We start from the raw sequence: 16,314 nt of genomic DNA on the forward strand, positions 1-16,314 counted from the left end.
CGCCCTACATCCGGTTCTTGGTCCGCGCAGTCGCCGGCGCAGTCCACGGGTCCTCCGGCCAGGGATGCTTTGGGTAGCGGCCACGCATCTCTGCCCGCACCTGCGCATAGGGTCCGGACCAGAAGGAGGCGAGGTCATCCGTCACCGCAAGCGGCCGCCGCGCCGGCGACAGGAGATGGAACAGGACCGGGACCCTGCCGCCTGCCAACCGCGGTGTGTCGGCCCAGCCGAAGCACTCCTGGAGTTTGACCGCCACGACCGGCCGTCCGTCGTCGTGCTCTGCGTCCGGGTAGTCGATCCTGACCCGCGAGCCGCTCGGCACCTCCAGCGCCTCCGGTGCCAGTTCCCCCAGCCGGGCGGCGTCCGGCCACGGCAGCAGCCGGCGCAGCGGATCGGTGAGGTCGACGCCGGCCGTGGCGGCCCCGCCGGCAAGCGCTGCGAGCTCGGGAGCCAGCCAGTCGTCAAGCCGCGACAGCAGCGCCGCCTCGGAAACGTCCGGCCACGGGTCGCCCAGTTCCCGGTGCAGCAGCGCGAGACGGCGGCGCAGGGCGTCCGCCGCCGTCGACCATCCAATGGTTCCCAGCCCTTCCTTGGCCAGCGCCCTGGCCACGGCTGCCCGTCCCTCCGCGGCCGACGGCCGCACCGGCGTCGACGCGAGCATGATGGCGCCCAGCCGGCGTTCCCGGCGGGCCGTGACCCGTCCCTGGGTGAAGCCGGCTTCCACAGCGTCACTCAGCAGGTGCCGGGCCGCGGCCTCCGCCGTGTCAGCGGTCAGCGGCGCCGCGGACCGGATGACGGCGCCGGTTCCGGCAGCATCGCGGCCTTCCGCGCGGGCGACCTCCGCGACTGCCAGCCATTCGTGCCCGGCCAACGGGCTGCCGGCCGGAAGGCCCGCCCTGGTGCCTGAGGTCAGCAGGTACTGCGCCCCTGCGCCGGGAACGCGGCGCGCCACGCGGTCGGGAAACGCAAGGCCGACGACGAACCCGACGGACTCCGCGGCAGTCACCGGCGGAACGGTTTGGGAACGCTCGACGGCGGCATCCTCCTTGCGGACGATCGCCTCCATCCGCCGGACGTCCTCCTTCCAGCGCCGGGCCGCCGGGTCCTTGCCCGAACGCAGCGCGACCAGCAGGCGCGTCAGGTCGGCGCCGGGAGCGCGCTGGTCACCGGACACGACCGCGACCGTCTCCGCCGCGGTTCGGTGGCCGACGGTTGCGGCGCCGTCCAGGAGGGCTCGGGCCAGCCTGGGGTCGGCGGGGATCCTGGCCAGGGTCTTACCCAAATCCGTGGCGAGGCCGTCCGGTCCGACGGCACCCAGCTCGCGGAGAACTTCGACGGCCTCATTTATCGCCGCCGCGGGCGGGGCGTCGGGAAGGGACAGACCGCGGCCGCCGGGCGATCCCCAGCAGGCAAGGACCAGGGCTGCGCCGGTAAGGTCAGCCACCGCGATTTCCGGTGTCTGGTGGGCCGGGGCTGCACCGAAGCTCTTCTGGTCGTAGCAACGGACCACCCTGCCCGGGCCCTGGCGGGCGGCCCGTCCGGCACGCTGTTCGGCGGAGGCCCGGGAGCAGGACACAGTGACGAGGCCGGACATGCCGCGGTTCGTGTCGCGGCGCGGCTCCCGGGACAGGCCGGAGTCAACCACCAAGCGGACTCCCGGCACGGTCAGGGACGATTCAGCGAGCGCGGTGGAAACGATAATCCGGGCACGTCCGCCGGGCTCCCGCCCGGAGACGGCACGGTCCTGTTCGGCCGGGCTTGCCTGGCCGTGCAGCTCCAGTACTTCAGCGGTCACCCGGCTCCGCAGCCGGGCGGCGACGTGCGAAACTTCCCATGCGCCGGGAACGAACACCAGGGCGTCCACACCTGCGTCCGCGGCAAGCGCCCCCGTGTGTGACGCCGCAGCCGTGTCCGCCACGTGGTCAAGGAACCCACGGGTCACTCCCCGGGTGTCCAACCGCGCTACCGCTGCCGGCGCCCACTCCGTTTCCAGGGGGTACAGCGCGGACGGACAGTCGACGACGGGCGCCGGCCCGCCGTCGTCGTGGTTCCCGCCCTGCCCTGAGCCGATCAGGGCGGCGAAGCGGGGTGCGTCCAGCGTTGCGGACATGGCGACGAGCGTGAGGTCGCCACGCAGCTCGCGGACCTCCGCGAGCATGCCGAGGAGCAGGTCGGTCTCGAGCCCGCGTTCGTGGACCTCGTCGAGGATCACGGCGTCCACGGTCTCCAGTCCCGGATCCGCGAGGAGCCGCTGCAGCAGGATGCCGGGCGTGACGAACTCGATCATGGTGCCGGCACCGCAGACCCGTTCACCGCGGACTGTGTAGCCGATGCGGTCCCCGAGGCTGCTCCCGTCCAGGGTAGCCAGGCGGCGCGCGGCCGAGCGGGCGGCGACCCTGCGGGGCTGGGTTACGACGACGCGCGGACCGCGGCCCCCCGTTTTACCTTTACCTGGCGCAACCGCTGAGGCGGCCATGTTGGCGGCGGCGATGTTGGCGAGCAACGGCGGAACCAGGGTGGTCTTGCCCGTGCCCGGAGGTGCCTGGACCACGGCGGTCCCGGCAGTGCCCCCCGCACGCAGGGCGTCTGCCAACTTGCCCAGCGACTCGGCGAAAGCCAGGCCCGCGCCGATGACACCCATGTCGAAGGGTCCGATGGGGTGTGCGGCGGCCGGAGGGTACAGCGGAGAAGTCACGCCTCCATTGTGCTTCAATAACGGCATGCCTCCCGTCTGGTCTTTGCGCCCAAGCCTGCCCGCTGACGCTCCATGGATTGCGGAGCTCCGTGCCCAGGTCATGCGGCCCGACCTCGAACGCCTCGGCCGCTGGGACCCCGTTCGCGTCAGGCAACGTTTCCTCAGCGGCTTTCAGCCTGCGCATACCTTCGTTATCGACGTTGCGGGCTCCGCGGCGGGCGTCATTGCGGTCCGTCCCGAATCCGATGAGCAATGGATCGAACACTTCTACCTGGCCCCTGAGTACCAAGGCGAGGGCCTCGGCAGCGCGGTCCTGCGCCACGTAATGACGACGAAACGGGATCACCGGCCTTTCCGGCTCAACGTCCTGCAAGGCAGCCCGGCGAGACGCCTCTACGAACGCAACGGATTCGTCCACGAACACGAGGACCCGATCGATGTATTCCTCGTCGCCAAAGGGGATCAGGAGGGACGGCGGAACTCGACGCCCGCTGGAGCGCGCCTGCCTGTAGTTCTGGCCACAGCCGAATACCTCCCCGGAGGCAGAGGATATTGAATCCCGGCCCGTCTAGGGTTGCTTCCGGCCCGGCACACGCGGTCCTCCCAGAGGATGGAACGGCTAATAGCCCGTCAATGGTGCATGCAGACCTCAGCTGACGGCCTTCTTCAGGAGCGCACTGATCCTTGCCTCATCGGCGGCGGTCAGCTCGGTAAGGGCATAGGCGGCCGGCCACATGGTGCCGTCGTCGAGATTCGCCGAGTCGTTGAAGCCGAGCGTTGAGTACCGTGTCTTGAATTTATGCGAGCTTTGGAAGAAGCAGACCACCTTGCCGTCCTTGGCGTAGGCGGGCATCCCGTACCAGGTTTTCGGCGTGAGCTCCGGTGCATTGGCCTTGACGAGGGCATGAAGCCGCTCGGCAATGAGGCGGTCGGATTCGGGCATCTCGGCGATCTTCGCGAGAACCTCGATTTCCCCGTCAGCTTTGGCGCCGCCCGGTCCGCGGCGGGCCGCCTTCTTGAGTTCCTGTGCACGCTCCTGCATTGCGGCCCGTTCGTCGTCCTCGAATCCGCCGTACGTCTTGGTGCCTGTGCCTGAATTTTCCGTGTCCTTCATTGCGGGTTCCTTTCCTAGGGGGCTGATGCGAACACCCTAATGCTAGGGAGCGGCCGCGGTGGTTGCTTCTTCAGAGCTGCTCGATATGGACGAGGGATTGAATTGAAACGAGACGTACCAGGGCCGCTCCAATTTCTGCCCGTCCGAAAATTCCCGGCGTAGTCTGTCGATATGAGCGATGCGCAGGATTCCGCCGAACCGCTGCAAATGCTGCCCCCGGGAATGCCCAGGAGATACGCCGAATACCGGCCGGTGGACCGGCATCAGTCCAGCCCTCCGCCAACAAATGTCGGCGGCTATGACGAGCTGATCGCGCACTTCACATCCAACGGAATGCAGTTACCGCGGTCCGTGGACGGTCTGGCTGCGATCGATGACCTCATTGATTCCACCAACCACAAAGCCACCCTCTCGGCGTTTGTCCGACCCATTGGCATGTTCTACGGCGACGTGCTCACTCACACCGTTCCCGGAGCCCACTGGGAGGTGATCCAAGAGGATTACCCCTTGGTCCGGGTCACCAGCAAAACCGCTGTAGACGTGGTTCGAGTCGCCATTCGACGCCTGGAAGCTCCGGATCCAACCCTCGTTCAAAACTATTCCCACGTAATGGAACGTGTACGTCACGAGCCTTAATTGACGACGCTACCGAGCCACCGCTCCGGATAGGTGTAACCTTTTGGGCCGTCACGGACAATACAGGGCATGGGGAACTCTCAATCCGGTGCTGAGGGGGTTGTGGTCAGTTTCGGGGCAATAGAGTATCGGGCATGAACAACGATCCCTGGGCATCCGCTGAACTTGCCGAAGCCCCCGCCGGCTGGATCCTCGCCACGGAGAACGGGTGGGGCGCATTGGTTGTGTGGGCGGCAGGGCAGGGCAACTTTGTGCGCGTCCGCGCGGCCGCCGGCGATCGGCACGGCACGGTCGTCCATCGGTTCCAGAACGGGAGCGAACGATTGGAACCGTTCGTCCTGACTGAAGCTGATCTGGAATCGATTGATGACGACATCGATTCGTACCTCGCCGATGCCGAACTGCCTCCCAGGCCCCGGGGCTACGACTGGTTTATCCGTCGGCCGCCTAACACGGACCCGGGAGAGGACGCCTTCTGGGGCGCCGTCTGGGCCGCAAGCACAGCAACGCTTCGCCATGATGCTGTGCACCCATCGACGTTGAAAGGCTCCACCAAAGATGCACTGGCCCGCATGTATCTGGGCTAGGGCTGGATTGGCGTAAATTGCTGCCGTTATTGGGATCCCCGCAAACTTCCATTCCAGCTGTTATCAAAGTGAATGGCTACGTCGTGGTCCTAATGTTCGCGCAAAGCCAGACATGGACCGTGACTGCCACGCTCACGGCAAAGCTCAGCGCCAATACAGCCATCCCTGAATACGCCGCCAGGAAGTAACTGGCTGGTTCAGGTACGGCGTCAAGAACCGGTTCCTGGTAGTACCAAATCGTGGCCCCTGCGTTGACTCCAAGAACCGCAATGAGTGCGGTGACTAGCCAGGATGAGAACACCAACCCCCACGCTTTCATCGTTTCCCCCAATTTCCAGACTGAAATCAACCTTACGGAATGATCATTAGCCCGCGGGCTAGAGTTCTATCATGGATCTGCTCATTGTGCTGGTGGTCGTGCTGGGTTTTCCGGCTCTGATTGCCTGCCTCTGGTATTGGGTTTCGCGGAGGAACCGGCGCAGCGGCGTGTGGCGCGGCGCTACCGGTGGCATGTTGGGCATTGCTGACGAGGTCTTCCGTCCGCAGGCTCACTACGCTCGGCAGGTACAAATAGTCCAACAAGGACTGCGCGCCCCCGCCCCGGCTCCCGGCGATCCTCCGCATCCCAGCGCCGGCGGGGACTGAACTCGGCACCCCGCGGTAGCCTTGCCGGATGCATGCTGATGACCGCCTCGCCAACGTCCGGTCGGCCTACGACACGGTGGCGGAAAGCTATGCGAGATTGTTGCCTGATGCCACTTTCGAGACCCCGGCGGACCGCGGGATGATCGAAGCTTTCGCCGGTTACGTGAAGGAAGGAAATGCCGGTCCCGTGCTTGACGCGGGCTGCGGCGCCGGCCGGATGACCGGGTTGCTGTCCCGTCTGGGAGTCGACGTGTCAGGAATCGATGTCTCCGCCGGAATGGTTGAGGTGGCCCGGAGGACGTATCCCGGCCTCCGCTTCGAAGTGGCTGAGCTCAGAAACCTTCCCTCTCCGGATATGCACTTGGGCGGAGTTTTCGCCTGGTATTCCATCATCCATCTGGCCCCGGGCGATCTCCCGGGCGTGTTCACCGAGTTCTTCCGGGTCCTCACGCCCGGGGGCTATGCAATGATCAGTTTCCAGGTTGGCGACGGCCCTCGACATATCGCCCGGGCTTACGGGCATGACGTGTCGATGGACGCCCACCTCTTCCCGCCCGCGACCGTCATCGAACGCCTGACCAACGCCGGATTCACCATTGTCGCCCAGATGTCACGTGAACCCGGCCCCCGCGAGAAGTTCCCCCAGGCAGTCATCCTCGCTCAGCGGCCGGCCAGGCATTAGCTCCCGCACAGTCCCATTGACAGGAAAAGTCTCCGCCACCTACTGTTCAGGGATGCTTTCTGTTAGCGCTAACAACACTGTCCTCCAGGCGTCGCCCTTCCCCTGGACAGGGTTCGCCTCCTCGACGGTGACCTCAAGACGGCCCAGGACGCCAGCATCCGTTACGTTTTGGATCTCGACACCGACAGGCTGAGCGCCCCGTACCTGCTGGAGGCCGGCCTGGAACCGGCTGCCCAACCTTACGGCAACTGGGAATCCGACGGCATGGGCGGGCACATCGGCGGCCACTATCTGTCTGCCTGCGCCCAGCTCTATGCGGCCACGGGCGACAGCCGGCTGCTGGACCGCCTCGAACACCTCGTGGAGGTGTTCTGGCGCTGCCAGGCCGCCGGCGGGGACGGCTACGTAGGCGGGGTCCCCGGCGGACGTGCCCTGGGAGAAGAACTTGCGGCCGGGCTGTGGACGCGGACCTGTTCACCCTGAACGGGCGGTGGGTCCCGCTGTACAACCTGCACAAAACACTAGCCGGCCTCCTCGATGCGTACACCTATGCGGCCTCCGGGCGTGCCCTGGCCATCGCCACGGCCCTTGCGGACTGGTGGCTCGGCATCTCCAGCCACATCCCGGACCACATATTCGAAGAGGTCCTGCGCACCGAATTCGGCGGGATGAACGATGCCTTCGCCATCCTGGCCGGAATCACCGGCCGCCCGGACCATTGGGCGGAGGCACGCCGCTTCTCCCACCTCGCCCTGCTGGTCCCCCTGGCGGAGGGCCGCGACGAGCTGGACGGCCTGCACGCAAACACCCAGATCCCCAAAGTGGTCGGCTATGCACGCCTCGCCGCCGCCACGGGAGAGACGCCGTTCGACGAAGCGGCCGATTCCTTCTGGAACACTGTGGTCTCCCGCCGGACGGTCTCCATCGGCGGGAACAGCGTGCGGGAGCACTTCCACCCCTATTCCGATTTCTCCCCCATGATCCAGGACGCGCAGGGTCCGGAAACCTGCAACACCTACAACATGCTCAAGCTGGCCCGGCTCCGCTTCGAACGCACCGGCGATCCCGCGGCAATTGATTTCTATGAACGCGCCAGTTACAACCACATCCTGTCTTCCCAGCACCCCGGGCGCGGCGGCTTCGTCTATTTCACGCCCATGCGGCCGGCCCACTACCGCGTCTACTCCCGCCCCCAGGAATCGATGTGGTGCTGCGTCGGGTCGGGCTTGGAAAACCACGCCCGCTACGGCGAACTGATCTACAGCCACGACGGCGACGCCCTGTCCGTCAACCTCTACGCAGCCTCCGAGCTGGCGTGGGCAGAGCGGGGCCTCACCGTCCGGCTTGAGACCGCTTTTCCCCGTTCCGGCGTTGCCACCCTGCGCATCACCGCCGCCACTCCCACCGAGGCGACCATCCGGCTGCGCCGACCGGCCTGGTCCCCGGAGATGGAGGTCGACGTCGACGGGTCACCTGTCGAAGGCGGGACTGCCATTTCAGCGTCCGACGGCAGGACGTCCGACAGCACCTATGTTTCCGTCCGCCGCCTGTGGGAAGGCACTACAGTCGTGACCGTCCGACTGGAGATGGAGCTGCGCGCCGAACTGTTGCCGGACGGCTCACCGTGGGTGTCTTTCCTGTACGGGCCGGTGGTGCTGGCTGCACGGGCCGGGGACGACGGCGTCGGGAGCTTTGAGGCTCCCGACGAACGGATGGGGCACGTCGCCTCGGGGACGCTGCTTCCCCTGGCCGGCACCCCGGTGGTAGCCGGACCTGAACCGCTGGACGCCGTCGTGCTCCGCGACCGGTCTGCGATCATCGCGGAACTCACCACGGTGGACGCCGATGGAAGTGTTCGCACAGTCCTGCTGGAACCGTTCGCCGGCATCCACGACGAGCGGTACACGGTCTACTGGCCCACCGGCCCGGCCCGGGAGCGTCTCGCGGAGCTTTTGGCACTGGATGATGCGGCCGCCGCGCAGGGCGAAATCATCGACGCCGTGGTGGCAGGGGAACAGCAGCCCGAGGCAGACCACGCCTTCACCGGCGAGTCCACCCGGGCCGCCGGCCGGGAGGGAATCCACTGGCGCAGCGCAACGGGCTGGTTCTCCTACACTCTGTCGGATCCCGCCGCCCTGGCGACCCTGCTGCGCGTCCGGTTCCGGGCCGTCGAGGGTCGCGGGCACGACCTTCGACTCAACGGGTCGGCGCTGGCGGACCCCGTCAGGTCCGGGCGGGACGGCGACGAAGTCGTTACCGACTTCGCCATCCCCGATCAGCTCCACGACGGTGGCCGGCTGGTTTTCACCGTCCATGCGAAGCCGGATTGCACCACCGGAGACCTGCTGTCCGTCCAGCTCCTGAAGACCGGGTGATCCGGCAAAATCAATCTCCATTGCTTACCTGAAGGTGCCTATTGCACTTCAAAGTGCGTGATCGGGAGACGGAATTGTTCCCCTTCGAGGCAGGTTGGCCATTACGGAAGGCGCCGATCCGGGCGCCCGGTAATCAAGGAGAATCACATGTCCATCGTTATTGCGGGAGCCACCGGCCAGCTGGGACGACTCGTCGTCGGGGAATTGCTGCAACGCGGCGTACCGGCCGGGGAGATCGTGGCCGGCGGCAGGTCTGCCGAACAGCTTGCGGACCTGGCGGGACTCGGCGTCAGGACCGCATCGGTCGACTACAACGATCCGGCCAGCGTTGACTCGGCGTTGAGCGAAGGTGACACCCTGCTGCTGATTTCCGGCAACGATATCCAGAACCGCACAGCACAACATGAGACCGTCATCGATGCGGCCGTACGGGCCAAGGTTGCCCACATCCTGTACACCAGCGTGCTGGCGGCTGACAGCACGCCGATCATTCTTGCCCCGGACCATGTGAAGGCCGAGGAGTACATCCTTGCCAGCGGCCTGCCGTTCACCTTCCTGCGCAACGGGTGGTACACGGAGAACTATGCTGCTGCGCTGGCCAAGGCGCGCGAGACCGGAACGCTCCTGGGGAGCGCCGGCGAGGGGCGCGTGGCGAGCGCCACCCGTGCGGACTACGCCGCTGCCATCGCCGCCGTCCTGACCACCCCGGGGCATGAAGGCCGGGTCTACGAACTGTCCGGGGACTACGCCTGGACCTATGAGGAGCTGGCGTCAGCCTTCTCCACCGTCCTGGGGCGTGCCGTCAGCTATGACTCCGTGAGTTCGGCAGAACACGCCAGCGCACTGGAGGCTGCAGGCCTCGACCCGGCAACCGCCGGTTTCCTTGCCGCCCTGGACGGGAACATCCGGGAGGATGCCCTTGCCCTGACCACCGGCGACCTCGCACGGCTCACCGGGCGGCCCACGACTCCCCTGCTGGACGGCTTGCGTCCGCTCGCAGTGTGACCCGGCTCGTGGGCCTGCTGCCGCCCCTCGGCGGATAATGGCATCCAGAGCCAATAGCCAGCGCGGTCAGGAGGGGCCGGAATGGAAACAATTCCCCGCATCACGGTGGAATCGCCGGTGCTCCGCATCGGATCCGGCCCCTCGGACTACGAGGCACTGGGCAGCTACGTCCGCGGGCTACGCAGGCAGCGGGGACTGCACCTGACCCTGCTGCACCTCGGGGTCATGGACGATTTCGCCCGGGACGTCTCGGAATGGACCAAGGGCGTTACCAGCGCTGCCGCTGCAGCCCGCAGCACGTCGGCCTGGGTGCAGCGGCTGCCGGTGCTGGATGGCTTTTCCGGCAGCGCCGAACGGCTGATCACCCTGGGCGGCGGCAGCGTGTCCGGGCTGGACGTCACTGTCCCGGAGCACGTGCATGACTATCAGGTCTTTCTGGTGCAGGCCCTCCACGAACTCCTGGACGGGTTGCTGGTGGACGGTGTGGACGACTTCATCCTCAGCTCACGTGCCATGGGCTTCCGGTCCCCGCACTGGACACCGCACGTCGCCGTGGGCAGCCCGAAAACGCGGGGCGGCGGAGCCTGGGAAATTGAACCCCTGGCAATCCAGTTCGGCGAATCACGGATCAGGAACCGTCAGTTCCTGCCGGGTGCCGGCCAGTAAAGGCGGCAGCCCGCCGGGCGTCAACCTGCCCCTGCTGCGTCCCTAGGGCGTCCTTTCTGACGCGGGGACGGGCTGTTCGCCGGTGGTGGTCGCGGCCCAGCTTGCGAGCAGCTTCAGGCGCTCGTCACTGGCAGAACCGGGTTCGGCGGTGTAGGCGAACATGGTCCAGCCCGGATTGGCCGGCAGTTCCATGGCTTCGTATGTGAGTTCAAGGTCCCCCACCACCGGGTGGTGAAGCTGCTTCACCCCGGTGCGGTGGAACCGGACGTTATGGGCGGCCCAGCGCATGCGGAATTCGTCACTCCGGGTGGCGAGTTCCCCGATCAGGTCGGTGAGGCTCTTGTCGTGCGGCCGCTGGCCGGCGTAGCTGCGGAGGATGGCTACGACGTCATTCGCTACCTGCTCCCAATGGGGGTAAAAGGAGCGCGACTCCGGGTTGAGGAACACGAAGCGTGCATTGTTGGCGGGCCGCACCGGATCAGCCAGGATCGGCGCGTAGAGCGCACGGCCAAGGGCATTGGAGGCAATGAAGTCCATGCGATCATTGCGGATCCAGGCGGGGGCGCCCGTGACGGCGTCCAGGAACCGCTGCAGGCCGGGGCGCACCTGCTCCGGCGGCGCCGGACGACGACGGCGGGCCGGCCGCTGCTGCGCGGCCCGGGCCAGGTCGAAGAGATGGGCGGTTTCGGCTTCGTCCAGCCGCAGTGCGTGGGCAATGGCTTCCAATACCTCGTCCGAAACCCCGGTGAGGTTCCCGCGCTCCAGCCGGGCGTAGTAGTCCACACTGACGGAGGCCAGGGTGGCGACTTCTTCCCGGCGCAGGCCGGGCACGCGCCGGTTGGTGCCCACGATCAGGTTGACTTGCTCAGGCGTCACTTTGGCCCGGCGGGACCGGAGGAATTCACGTACATCGCTTTGACTATCCATGCATTCAGGCTACGTCCCGGGGACGCGTCGGCGGGAGGTCCTGCCAGTACACCCCTCGCGGCGTTGGCTGCTGAGGGGTGGTCCGGCAGTACGTGGAACAGCAGGCCCTCCCGCGCCCGGGCCCGGGGTGGTGATCTTGATAAGGCGGCTCCGCACTCGGCCGCCGCCGATCCCACCGGCAGCGATAGGAGCACGAGCAATGGATAAGCGCACTTTAGGTACCAGCGGCCTGGAGGTCTCCGCCATCGGGCTGGGCTGCATGAGCATGACCGGCGGTTACAGCGACAGCCCGGACCGGCAGGAAATGATCTCCCTGATCCGAACCGCCGTGGAGCGCGGCGTGACGTTCTTCGACACCGCCGAAATCTACGGTCCCTACGCCAACGAGGAACTCGTCGGTGAGGCGCTCGCGCCGTACCGAGGCAAGGTTGTGATCGCCACGAAGTTCGGATGGGACATCGATCCGATCGAACGCAGGCCCAGCGGCGGGGTGGACAGCCGTCCCGAGGTCATCAAGCGCGTTGTCGAGGGCTCCCTAAAGCGGCTGGGGGTAGAAGCCATCGACCTCTACTACCAGCACCGCGTCGACCCGGACGTGCCCATCGAGGACGTCGCGGGTGCGGTCAAGGAGCTCATCGAAGCCGGCAAAGTGAAGCACTTCGGGATGTCCGAAGCCGCCGCAGGGACAATCCGCCGGGCCCATGCGGTCCAGCCGGTCACGGCCGTCCAGAGTGAGTACTCATTGTGGTGGCGGCGCCCCGAACTGGAGGTACTGGCGGCATGCGAGGAACTGGGGATCGGCTTCGTGCCGTACAGTCCGCTCGGCAAAGGCTTCCTAACCGGCACCATCACAGCCGCAACCACTTTCGACGCCGGCAACGACATCCGCAGCACCATCCCCCGGTTCGCGCCCGATGCGCTCCGGCACAACGAAGCCGTCGTCGACCTGCTCGCTGGCCTCGCTCAACGCAAAGGCGCCGCCCCCGGCCAGATCGCGCTGGCCTGGCTCCTGGCGCGCAAGCCCTGGATCGTCCCGATCCCCGGCACACGGAAACTCCACCGGCTGGAGGAGAACATCGGCTCTGCCGACGTCGAACTGACGGCCGGGGAACTCGCGGAGATCGAGGAGGCCGCATCCAAAATCAAGGTGGCGGGCGGGCGCTACAACGAAGCCGCCGAGCGGATGACAAATCTCTAGGACATGAGGGAGCCGAGGGAGTATTCGAGCTCAATCAGCCATGTTCCTGCTGGCCACAGTGCTCCCGCTCAACATGGCAGGAAGGGACCATCGCCTTCCTGTCCATGGTGAAAATCAGCGGGGCCGTCCGCACGCACCGCAAGGCCGGACTGCCCTACCTCGTCTACCTGCGGCACCCCACCACGGGAGGGGTCATGGCGTCCTGGGGATCGCTCGGCCACATCACCGTGGCCGAGCCCGGTGCCCTGCTCGGCTTCCTCGGACCGCGCGTCTACGAAGCCCTGTTTGCCACGCCATTTCCGGAGAACGTCCAGGTCGCCGAAAACCTCTTCGACAGGGGCCTGATCGACGCGGTGGTCCCGCCTTGGCAACTGTCCGACGTCGTCGACCGCACCTTGAGCATCCTGGTCACCGGCCCGCACCCGCGGCCTGCGCCGCCGAGGACCCTGTCGGTCAAACCGTCCGACGCCGGCGCCTGGGAATCGATCGGAATCTCCCGGAACCCGCGGCGGCCGGACCTGCGGCAGCTGCTCGCCTACGGCGCCCGCGATGTGCTGCCGCTCAACGGCACCGGTCAGGGGGAAAAGGACCCCGGACTTCAGCTGGCCCTGGCCCGTTTCGGCCAGGAATCCTGCGTGGTCATCGGCCACACCCGGCCCCGGCCCTCGCATCAGACGGCCATGGGACCGGCGTCCCTCCGTGAGGCCCGGCGGGGCATGCGTCTGGCTGAGGAACTCGGACTGCCCCTGCTCACCGTCATCGACACCGGCGGCGCGGCACTCTCCAAGGAGGCCGAGGAAGGAGGGCTCGCCGGCGAGATCGCCCGGTCCCTGCACGATCTCATCGGGCTGAACTCCCCCACCGTGTCCGTGCTGCTCGGCCAAGGCGCCGGCGGCGGGGCACTGGCCCTCCTGCCCGCGGACCGCACCATCGCAGCCCAGCATGCCTGGCTCTCCCCGCTCCCGCCTGAAGGCGCCAGCGCCATCGTCCACCGGAACACCGACTTCGCCCCCGCCATGTCCGAAACCCAGGGCGTCAACGTCGCATCCCTCCACGCCAACGGACTCGTTGAACACATCGTGGACGAACGACCCGACGCCTCCCTCGAGGCAAAAGCGTTCTGCCAGCGGATGGGACAGGCCATCGAATACGAACTCGCCACCCTGTCCAACGCCGGAATCGCCGCCCTTCTGCCGGCGCGGCTGGTGAAATACCGGAACCTGGGCGGCCTCAACGCCCGGTGACTACCGGGCCGGACACTCGGCATTCCTGCCGTGGCTCACCAGTGGGCCGCAGCAGGGACGACCGGTGGAAATCCGTGTGCCACACGCCAATTTCCTGACCGGTTCCGTCAGTGACAACGTATTCGGGCCAGCGGTCGAACGCGGAGCAGGGGTGGGATATCCCGAAGTCCACCACATCCGTGACGTCCAGGCCGCTCACTCCGGTGAGGACCGTGTGATGGTCGAAAAGATTGCGCACAACAGCGGTTGCACCGTCCTTCAGTGCACCGTCAGCGGCCTGTACCGACAGGACCACCGGCAGTCCGGCGTCGTAGGGAAGATCCCGCTTGCCGGCGCCGACGACGGCCATCCCGTCCTCGGGAATGGACAGCACGACGGCACGGACTGTCAGTGCCGGAAGGAGGCCGGGCACGGGGCTGACGCCGGCGTACGTGCCGTGATCGTGGGTGACGTAGCAGCCTGATCGGAGGATCCGCCGTGTTCCGGCCACCTGGCTCTCGTCGGGGAGGTATTCCGCCACGCGGTCCGGGAAAGCTGACCCGCCCATGGAGTAGATGGGCGCCGGCGTCTCATAAAATCGGGCGACCTCCAGATACACGTCCCGCACCAGCCTGCAGTGCCGGTCAACGGCCGCGATCGTTTCTTCGGCCCTGCTGTTAGGCACGACGCCTTCGTAACCGGCAACGCCAACGAGCCGGAGTCCGGGCGCGGCGCGTACCAGCTCAGCGATGCGGACAGCCTCCTGGAGGCTGCGGATCCCTGTGCGCCCGCCGGGCGTTCCGACGTCGAGAAGCACTTCAAGGGCGGCGCCCGCTTCGGCGTCGAAGACCTGGGCTGCCGCCCCGATTCCGGCAGCAGAGTCCACGAAGCAGCGGATTTCCCGCCCCGAATCTTCCTCCAGCCAGCTGCGGAGGCGTGTCAGGCCCAACCGGTCGACGACCTGATTGGCGATAAGGACGTGCCGGTGTCCCCAGGCGAGAGCAGAAGCGGTTTGGTCCACCGTGGCGACGGTTACGCCCACGGCCCCGGCAGCCATCTGGCGGGTGATGATCGGCGCGGACATTGTTGTCTTCACATGCGGCGCGAGATCCACGTGCCGTTCCCGGCACCAGGACGCCATCACCCGGATGTTGTTTTCGAGGGCATCACTGTTGAGCCGCAGCTGCGGATAGGCCGGGGCAGTGGCGGCGGGTGCCGCGGAGCCCTCATCACGTTCGCTGTGGCGTTGGATCGGGCTGCTCACGGGGCTCCTTTGCCGTTACGGGCCGGGCCCGCTCTCCGAATGCGTCAGCGGGGCCGGCTTGGGCGCTGCGTTGATTCTTTCATAGGCGAAGGCTATCTATGCTTCAGCGCGGCACGCATGGCTCCCGCCGGGCCGTTACGCGGGAAGCCCAAAGAATCGAATCGCGAAAGGGGCTGGCGTGGACACGGGTTCGCGGCGGCTGGCAGTCTCGGCAGCCCGGAGGAATGCGGGCTCACGGGGCGAGCGTGACCCGGGCAGCCTCGCAGTCCCCCAGCGGCAGCAGCTCCCCCATGGTCATATCAGCAAGCGGATCGGGCTGCCTTGGAGCCACGCCTGCACGTCTTCGAAGGCGCCGCCGTAGAATTGCCGGTAGCTCTGCTCCGTGACGTACCCCAGATGCGGCGACAGAACGGTCCGGGGTGCGGACAGCAGGCGATGCCCGGCGGGCAGCGGTTCGACGTCGTAGACGTCCAGGGCGGCGCCGCCCAGCCAGCCTTCCGTCAGTCCGCGGACCAGGGCATCCTCGTCGACAAGGGGGCCGCGGGCAGTGTTGACCAGAACGCCTGTTGGCCCCAGGAGGCGCAACTCGTCCTCGCCTACGACTCCGCGGGAGCGGTCCGAAAGACGCACATGCACCGACACCACGTCCGAATCCCGGAAGAGAGCGTCCTTGCCCACTTTCCGGGCGCCGGCCTGCAAGGCTGCCTCGTCGGTGAGATTGGGGCTCCAGGCGATGACGTCCATCCCGAAAGCCTGGCCGTAAGCGGCGATCCGGGTCCCGATTTTGCCCAGGCCCAGCACCCCCAGGGTCTTGCCGGCCAGCTCAAAGCCGACCGTGGACTGCCAGCGGCCGGCGCGCAGGCGTCGGTCCTCGAACGGAATGCTGCGGGCGAATGCAAGCAGCAGTGCCCAGGTCAGTTCCGGGGCGGCTGCCGGCGAACCTCCGGTTCCGCACACCATGATGCCCTGTTCCTCCGCCGCCTGGAGATCAATCGACTGGTTGGCCATCCCGGTGGTCACCAGCAGCTTCAGCCCGGGCAGCTGCCGGAGCCGTTCGCGGCTAAAGGCGGTCCGTTCCCGCATGGCAATGACGACGTCGAAGTCCCGCAGGCTCGAGACGGTGTGGACGTCGTCCCGAAATGGCTGGGTGAAGACAGTGACCTCGACGCCGTCCGCCGCAAGCTGTTCCCACGGCGCATAGTCCAGGGCGACGGACTGGTAGTCATCAAGAATGGCAAGGCGCAGGCGCATCATTGGTTCCTTTAGGGTCCAGGTAACGAGGGCTTCCTGCTGACAG

At 66.9% G+C, this 16,314-nt stretch carries 15 protein-coding genes and 1 pseudogene; 11 read left to right on the plus strand and 5 right to left on the minus strand.

Annotation, left to right across the window (positions count from 1 at the left end; all coding sequences use genetic code 11):
• Positions 1-4: 4 nt before the first annotated feature.
• Positions 5-2,641: an ATP-dependent helicase HrpB gene (gene hrpB, locus CXQ91_RS05250; protein WP_104173173.1), complete on the minus strand. Its 2,637-nt coding sequence runs from the start codon at positions 2,639-2,641 to the stop codon at positions 5-7.
• Positions 2,642-2,720: 79 nt separating this feature from the next.
• On the opposite strand from hrpB, the gene CXQ91_RS05255 reads away from it, so the two are divergent.
• A complete protein-coding gene (locus CXQ91_RS05255; protein WP_104172887.1) occupies positions 2,721-3,251 on the plus strand; it encodes a GNAT family N-acetyltransferase in 531 nt (176 codons plus the stop codon).
• Positions 3,252-3,344: 93 nt separating this feature from the next.
• On the opposite strand, the gene CXQ91_RS05260 is transcribed toward CXQ91_RS05255, so the two are convergent.
• Positions 3,345-3,809, minus strand: a complete 465-nt coding sequence (locus CXQ91_RS05260) for an iron chaperone (protein WP_104172888.1) — start codon at positions 3,807-3,809, stop codon at positions 3,345-3,347.
• Positions 3,810-3,980: 171 nt separating this feature from the next.
• Here CXQ91_RS05260 and CXQ91_RS05265 point away from each other — a divergent pair, with 171 nt between their 5' ends.
• The 8 genes from CXQ91_RS05265 (at position 3,981) to CXQ91_RS05305 (ending at position 10,405) form a co-directional block, all read left to right on the plus strand.
• Positions 3,981-4,445, plus strand: a complete 465-nt coding sequence (locus tag CXQ91_RS05265; protein ID WP_104172889.1) for a DUF6278 family protein — start codon at positions 3,981-3,983, stop codon at positions 4,443-4,445.
• 134 nt (positions 4,446-4,579) lie between these two features.
• Positions 4,580-5,032: a DUF5956 family protein gene (locus CXQ91_RS05270; RefSeq protein ID WP_104172890.1), complete on the plus strand. Its 453-nt coding sequence runs from the start codon at positions 4,580-4,582 to the stop codon at positions 5,030-5,032.
• A gap of 390 nt (positions 5,033-5,422) precedes the next feature.
• Positions 5,423-5,677: a hypothetical protein gene (locus CXQ91_RS05280; protein ID WP_219816492.1), complete on the plus strand. Its 255-nt coding sequence runs from the start codon at positions 5,423-5,425 to the stop codon at positions 5,675-5,677.
• Positions 5,678-5,705: 28 nt separating this feature from the next.
• Positions 5,706-6,359: a class I SAM-dependent methyltransferase gene (locus tag CXQ91_RS05285; RefSeq protein WP_104172892.1), complete on the plus strand. Its 654-nt coding sequence runs from the start codon at positions 5,706-5,708 to the stop codon at positions 6,357-6,359.
• A gap of 102 nt (positions 6,360-6,461) precedes the next feature.
• The gene (locus CXQ91_RS05290) at positions 6,462-6,842 is read left to right on the plus strand and encodes a beta-L-arabinofuranosidase domain-containing protein (RefSeq protein ID WP_104172893.1); all 381 of its coding nucleotides are present in this window, start codon (positions 6,462-6,464) and stop codon (positions 6,840-6,842) included.
• Positions 6,818-8,734 (plus strand): beta-L-arabinofuranosidase domain-containing protein, encoded by a 1,917-nt coding sequence (locus tag CXQ91_RS05295; protein ID WP_104172894.1) that lies wholly within the window; start codon positions 6,818-6,820, stop codon positions 8,732-8,734. The genes CXQ91_RS05290 and CXQ91_RS05295 overlap by 25 nt, the downstream gene beginning before the upstream one ends.
• A 147-nt stretch (positions 8,735-8,881) precedes the next feature.
• Complete coding sequence (locus tag CXQ91_RS05300; RefSeq protein ID WP_104172895.1) at positions 8,882-9,739, plus strand: SDR family oxidoreductase; 858 nt, start codon at positions 8,882-8,884, stop codon at positions 9,737-9,739.
• Between the two features lie 81 nt (positions 9,740-9,820).
• Entirely contained in the window at positions 9,821-10,405 is a 585-nt protein-coding gene (locus tag CXQ91_RS05305; RefSeq protein WP_104172896.1) for a hypothetical protein, read from the plus strand.
• A gap of 42 nt (positions 10,406-10,447) precedes the next feature.
• Here the strand turns inward: CXQ91_RS05305 and CXQ91_RS05310 are convergent, their stop codons facing one another.
• Complete coding sequence (locus CXQ91_RS05310; RefSeq protein WP_104172897.1) at positions 10,448-11,332, minus strand: helix-turn-helix transcriptional regulator; 885 nt, start codon at positions 11,330-11,332, stop codon at positions 10,448-10,450.
• A gap of 199 nt (positions 11,333-11,531) precedes the next feature.
• Here CXQ91_RS05310 and CXQ91_RS05315 point away from each other — a divergent pair, with 199 nt between their 5' ends.
• Positions 11,532-12,530 carry an aldo/keto reductase gene (locus CXQ91_RS05315; protein WP_104172898.1) on the plus strand — a complete coding sequence of 333 codons (999 nt, stop codon included), beginning with the start codon at positions 11,532-11,534 and terminating at the stop codon, positions 12,528-12,530.
• Positions 12,531-12,604: 74 nt separating this feature from the next.
• Positions 12,605-13,774: pseudogene (locus CXQ91_RS05320) on the plus strand (carboxyl transferase domain-containing protein); the annotation flags it as partial.
• Here CXQ91_RS05320 and CXQ91_RS05325 read toward each other — a convergent pair.
• Together CXQ91_RS05325 and CXQ91_RS05330 are read right to left on the minus strand one after the other, a co-directional pair.
• Positions 13,761-15,017 (minus strand): alanine racemase, encoded by a 1,257-nt coding sequence (locus CXQ91_RS05325; protein ID WP_258073841.1) that lies wholly within the window; start codon positions 15,015-15,017, stop codon positions 13,761-13,763. The pseudogene CXQ91_RS05320 and the gene CXQ91_RS05325 sit on opposite strands and share 14 nt — an antisense overlap.
• A gap of 294 nt (positions 15,018-15,311) precedes the next feature.
• Positions 15,312-16,268 (minus strand): D-2-hydroxyacid dehydrogenase family protein, encoded by a 957-nt coding sequence (locus CXQ91_RS05330; protein ID WP_104172899.1) that lies wholly within the window; start codon positions 16,266-16,268, stop codon positions 15,312-15,314.
• Positions 16,269-16,314 lie beyond the last annotated feature (46 nt).

Source organism: Arthrobacter sp. Y81 (assembly GCF_002929335.1).
Lineage (GTDB): Bacteria > Actinomycetota > Actinomycetes > Actinomycetales > Micrococcaceae > Arthrobacter.

Coding starts and splice junctions, on each gene's coding strand:
- hrpB (WP_104173173.1), bottom strand. CDS start 2,641: ATGGGTGTCATCGGCGCGGGCCTGGCTTTCGCCGAGTCGCTGGGCAAG.
- CXQ91_RS05255 (WP_104172887.1), top strand. CDS start 2,721: ATGCCTCCCGTCTGGTCTTTGCGCCCAAGCCTGCCCGCTGACGCTCCA.
- CXQ91_RS05260 (WP_104172888.1), bottom strand. CDS start 3,809: ATGAAGGACACGGAAAATTCAGGCACAGGCACCAAGACGTACGGCGGA.
- CXQ91_RS05265 (WP_104172889.1), top strand. CDS start 3,981: ATGAGCGATGCGCAGGATTCCGCCGAACCGCTGCAAATGCTGCCCCCG.
- CXQ91_RS05270 (WP_104172890.1), top strand. CDS start 4,580: ATGAACAACGATCCCTGGGCATCCGCTGAACTTGCCGAAGCCCCCGCC.
- CXQ91_RS05280 (WP_219816492.1), top strand. CDS start 5,423: ATGGATCTGCTCATTGTGCTGGTGGTCGTGCTGGGTTTTCCGGCTCTG.
- CXQ91_RS05285 (WP_104172892.1), top strand. CDS start 5,706: ATGCATGCTGATGACCGCCTCGCCAACGTCCGGTCGGCCTACGACACG.
- CXQ91_RS05300 (WP_104172895.1), top strand. CDS start 8,882: ATGTCCATCGTTATTGCGGGAGCCACCGGCCAGCTGGGACGACTCGTC.
- CXQ91_RS05305 (WP_104172896.1), top strand. CDS start 9,821: ATGGAAACAATTCCCCGCATCACGGTGGAATCGCCGGTGCTCCGCATC.
- CXQ91_RS05310 (WP_104172897.1), bottom strand. CDS start 11,332: ATGGATAGTCAAAGCGATGTACGTGAATTCCTCCGGTCCCGCCGGGCC.
- CXQ91_RS05315 (WP_104172898.1), top strand. CDS start 11,532: ATGGATAAGCGCACTTTAGGTACCAGCGGCCTGGAGGTCTCCGCCATC.
- CXQ91_RS05330 (WP_104172899.1), bottom strand. CDS start 16,268: ATGCGCCTGCGCCTTGCCATTCTTGATGACTACCAGTCCGTCGCCCTG.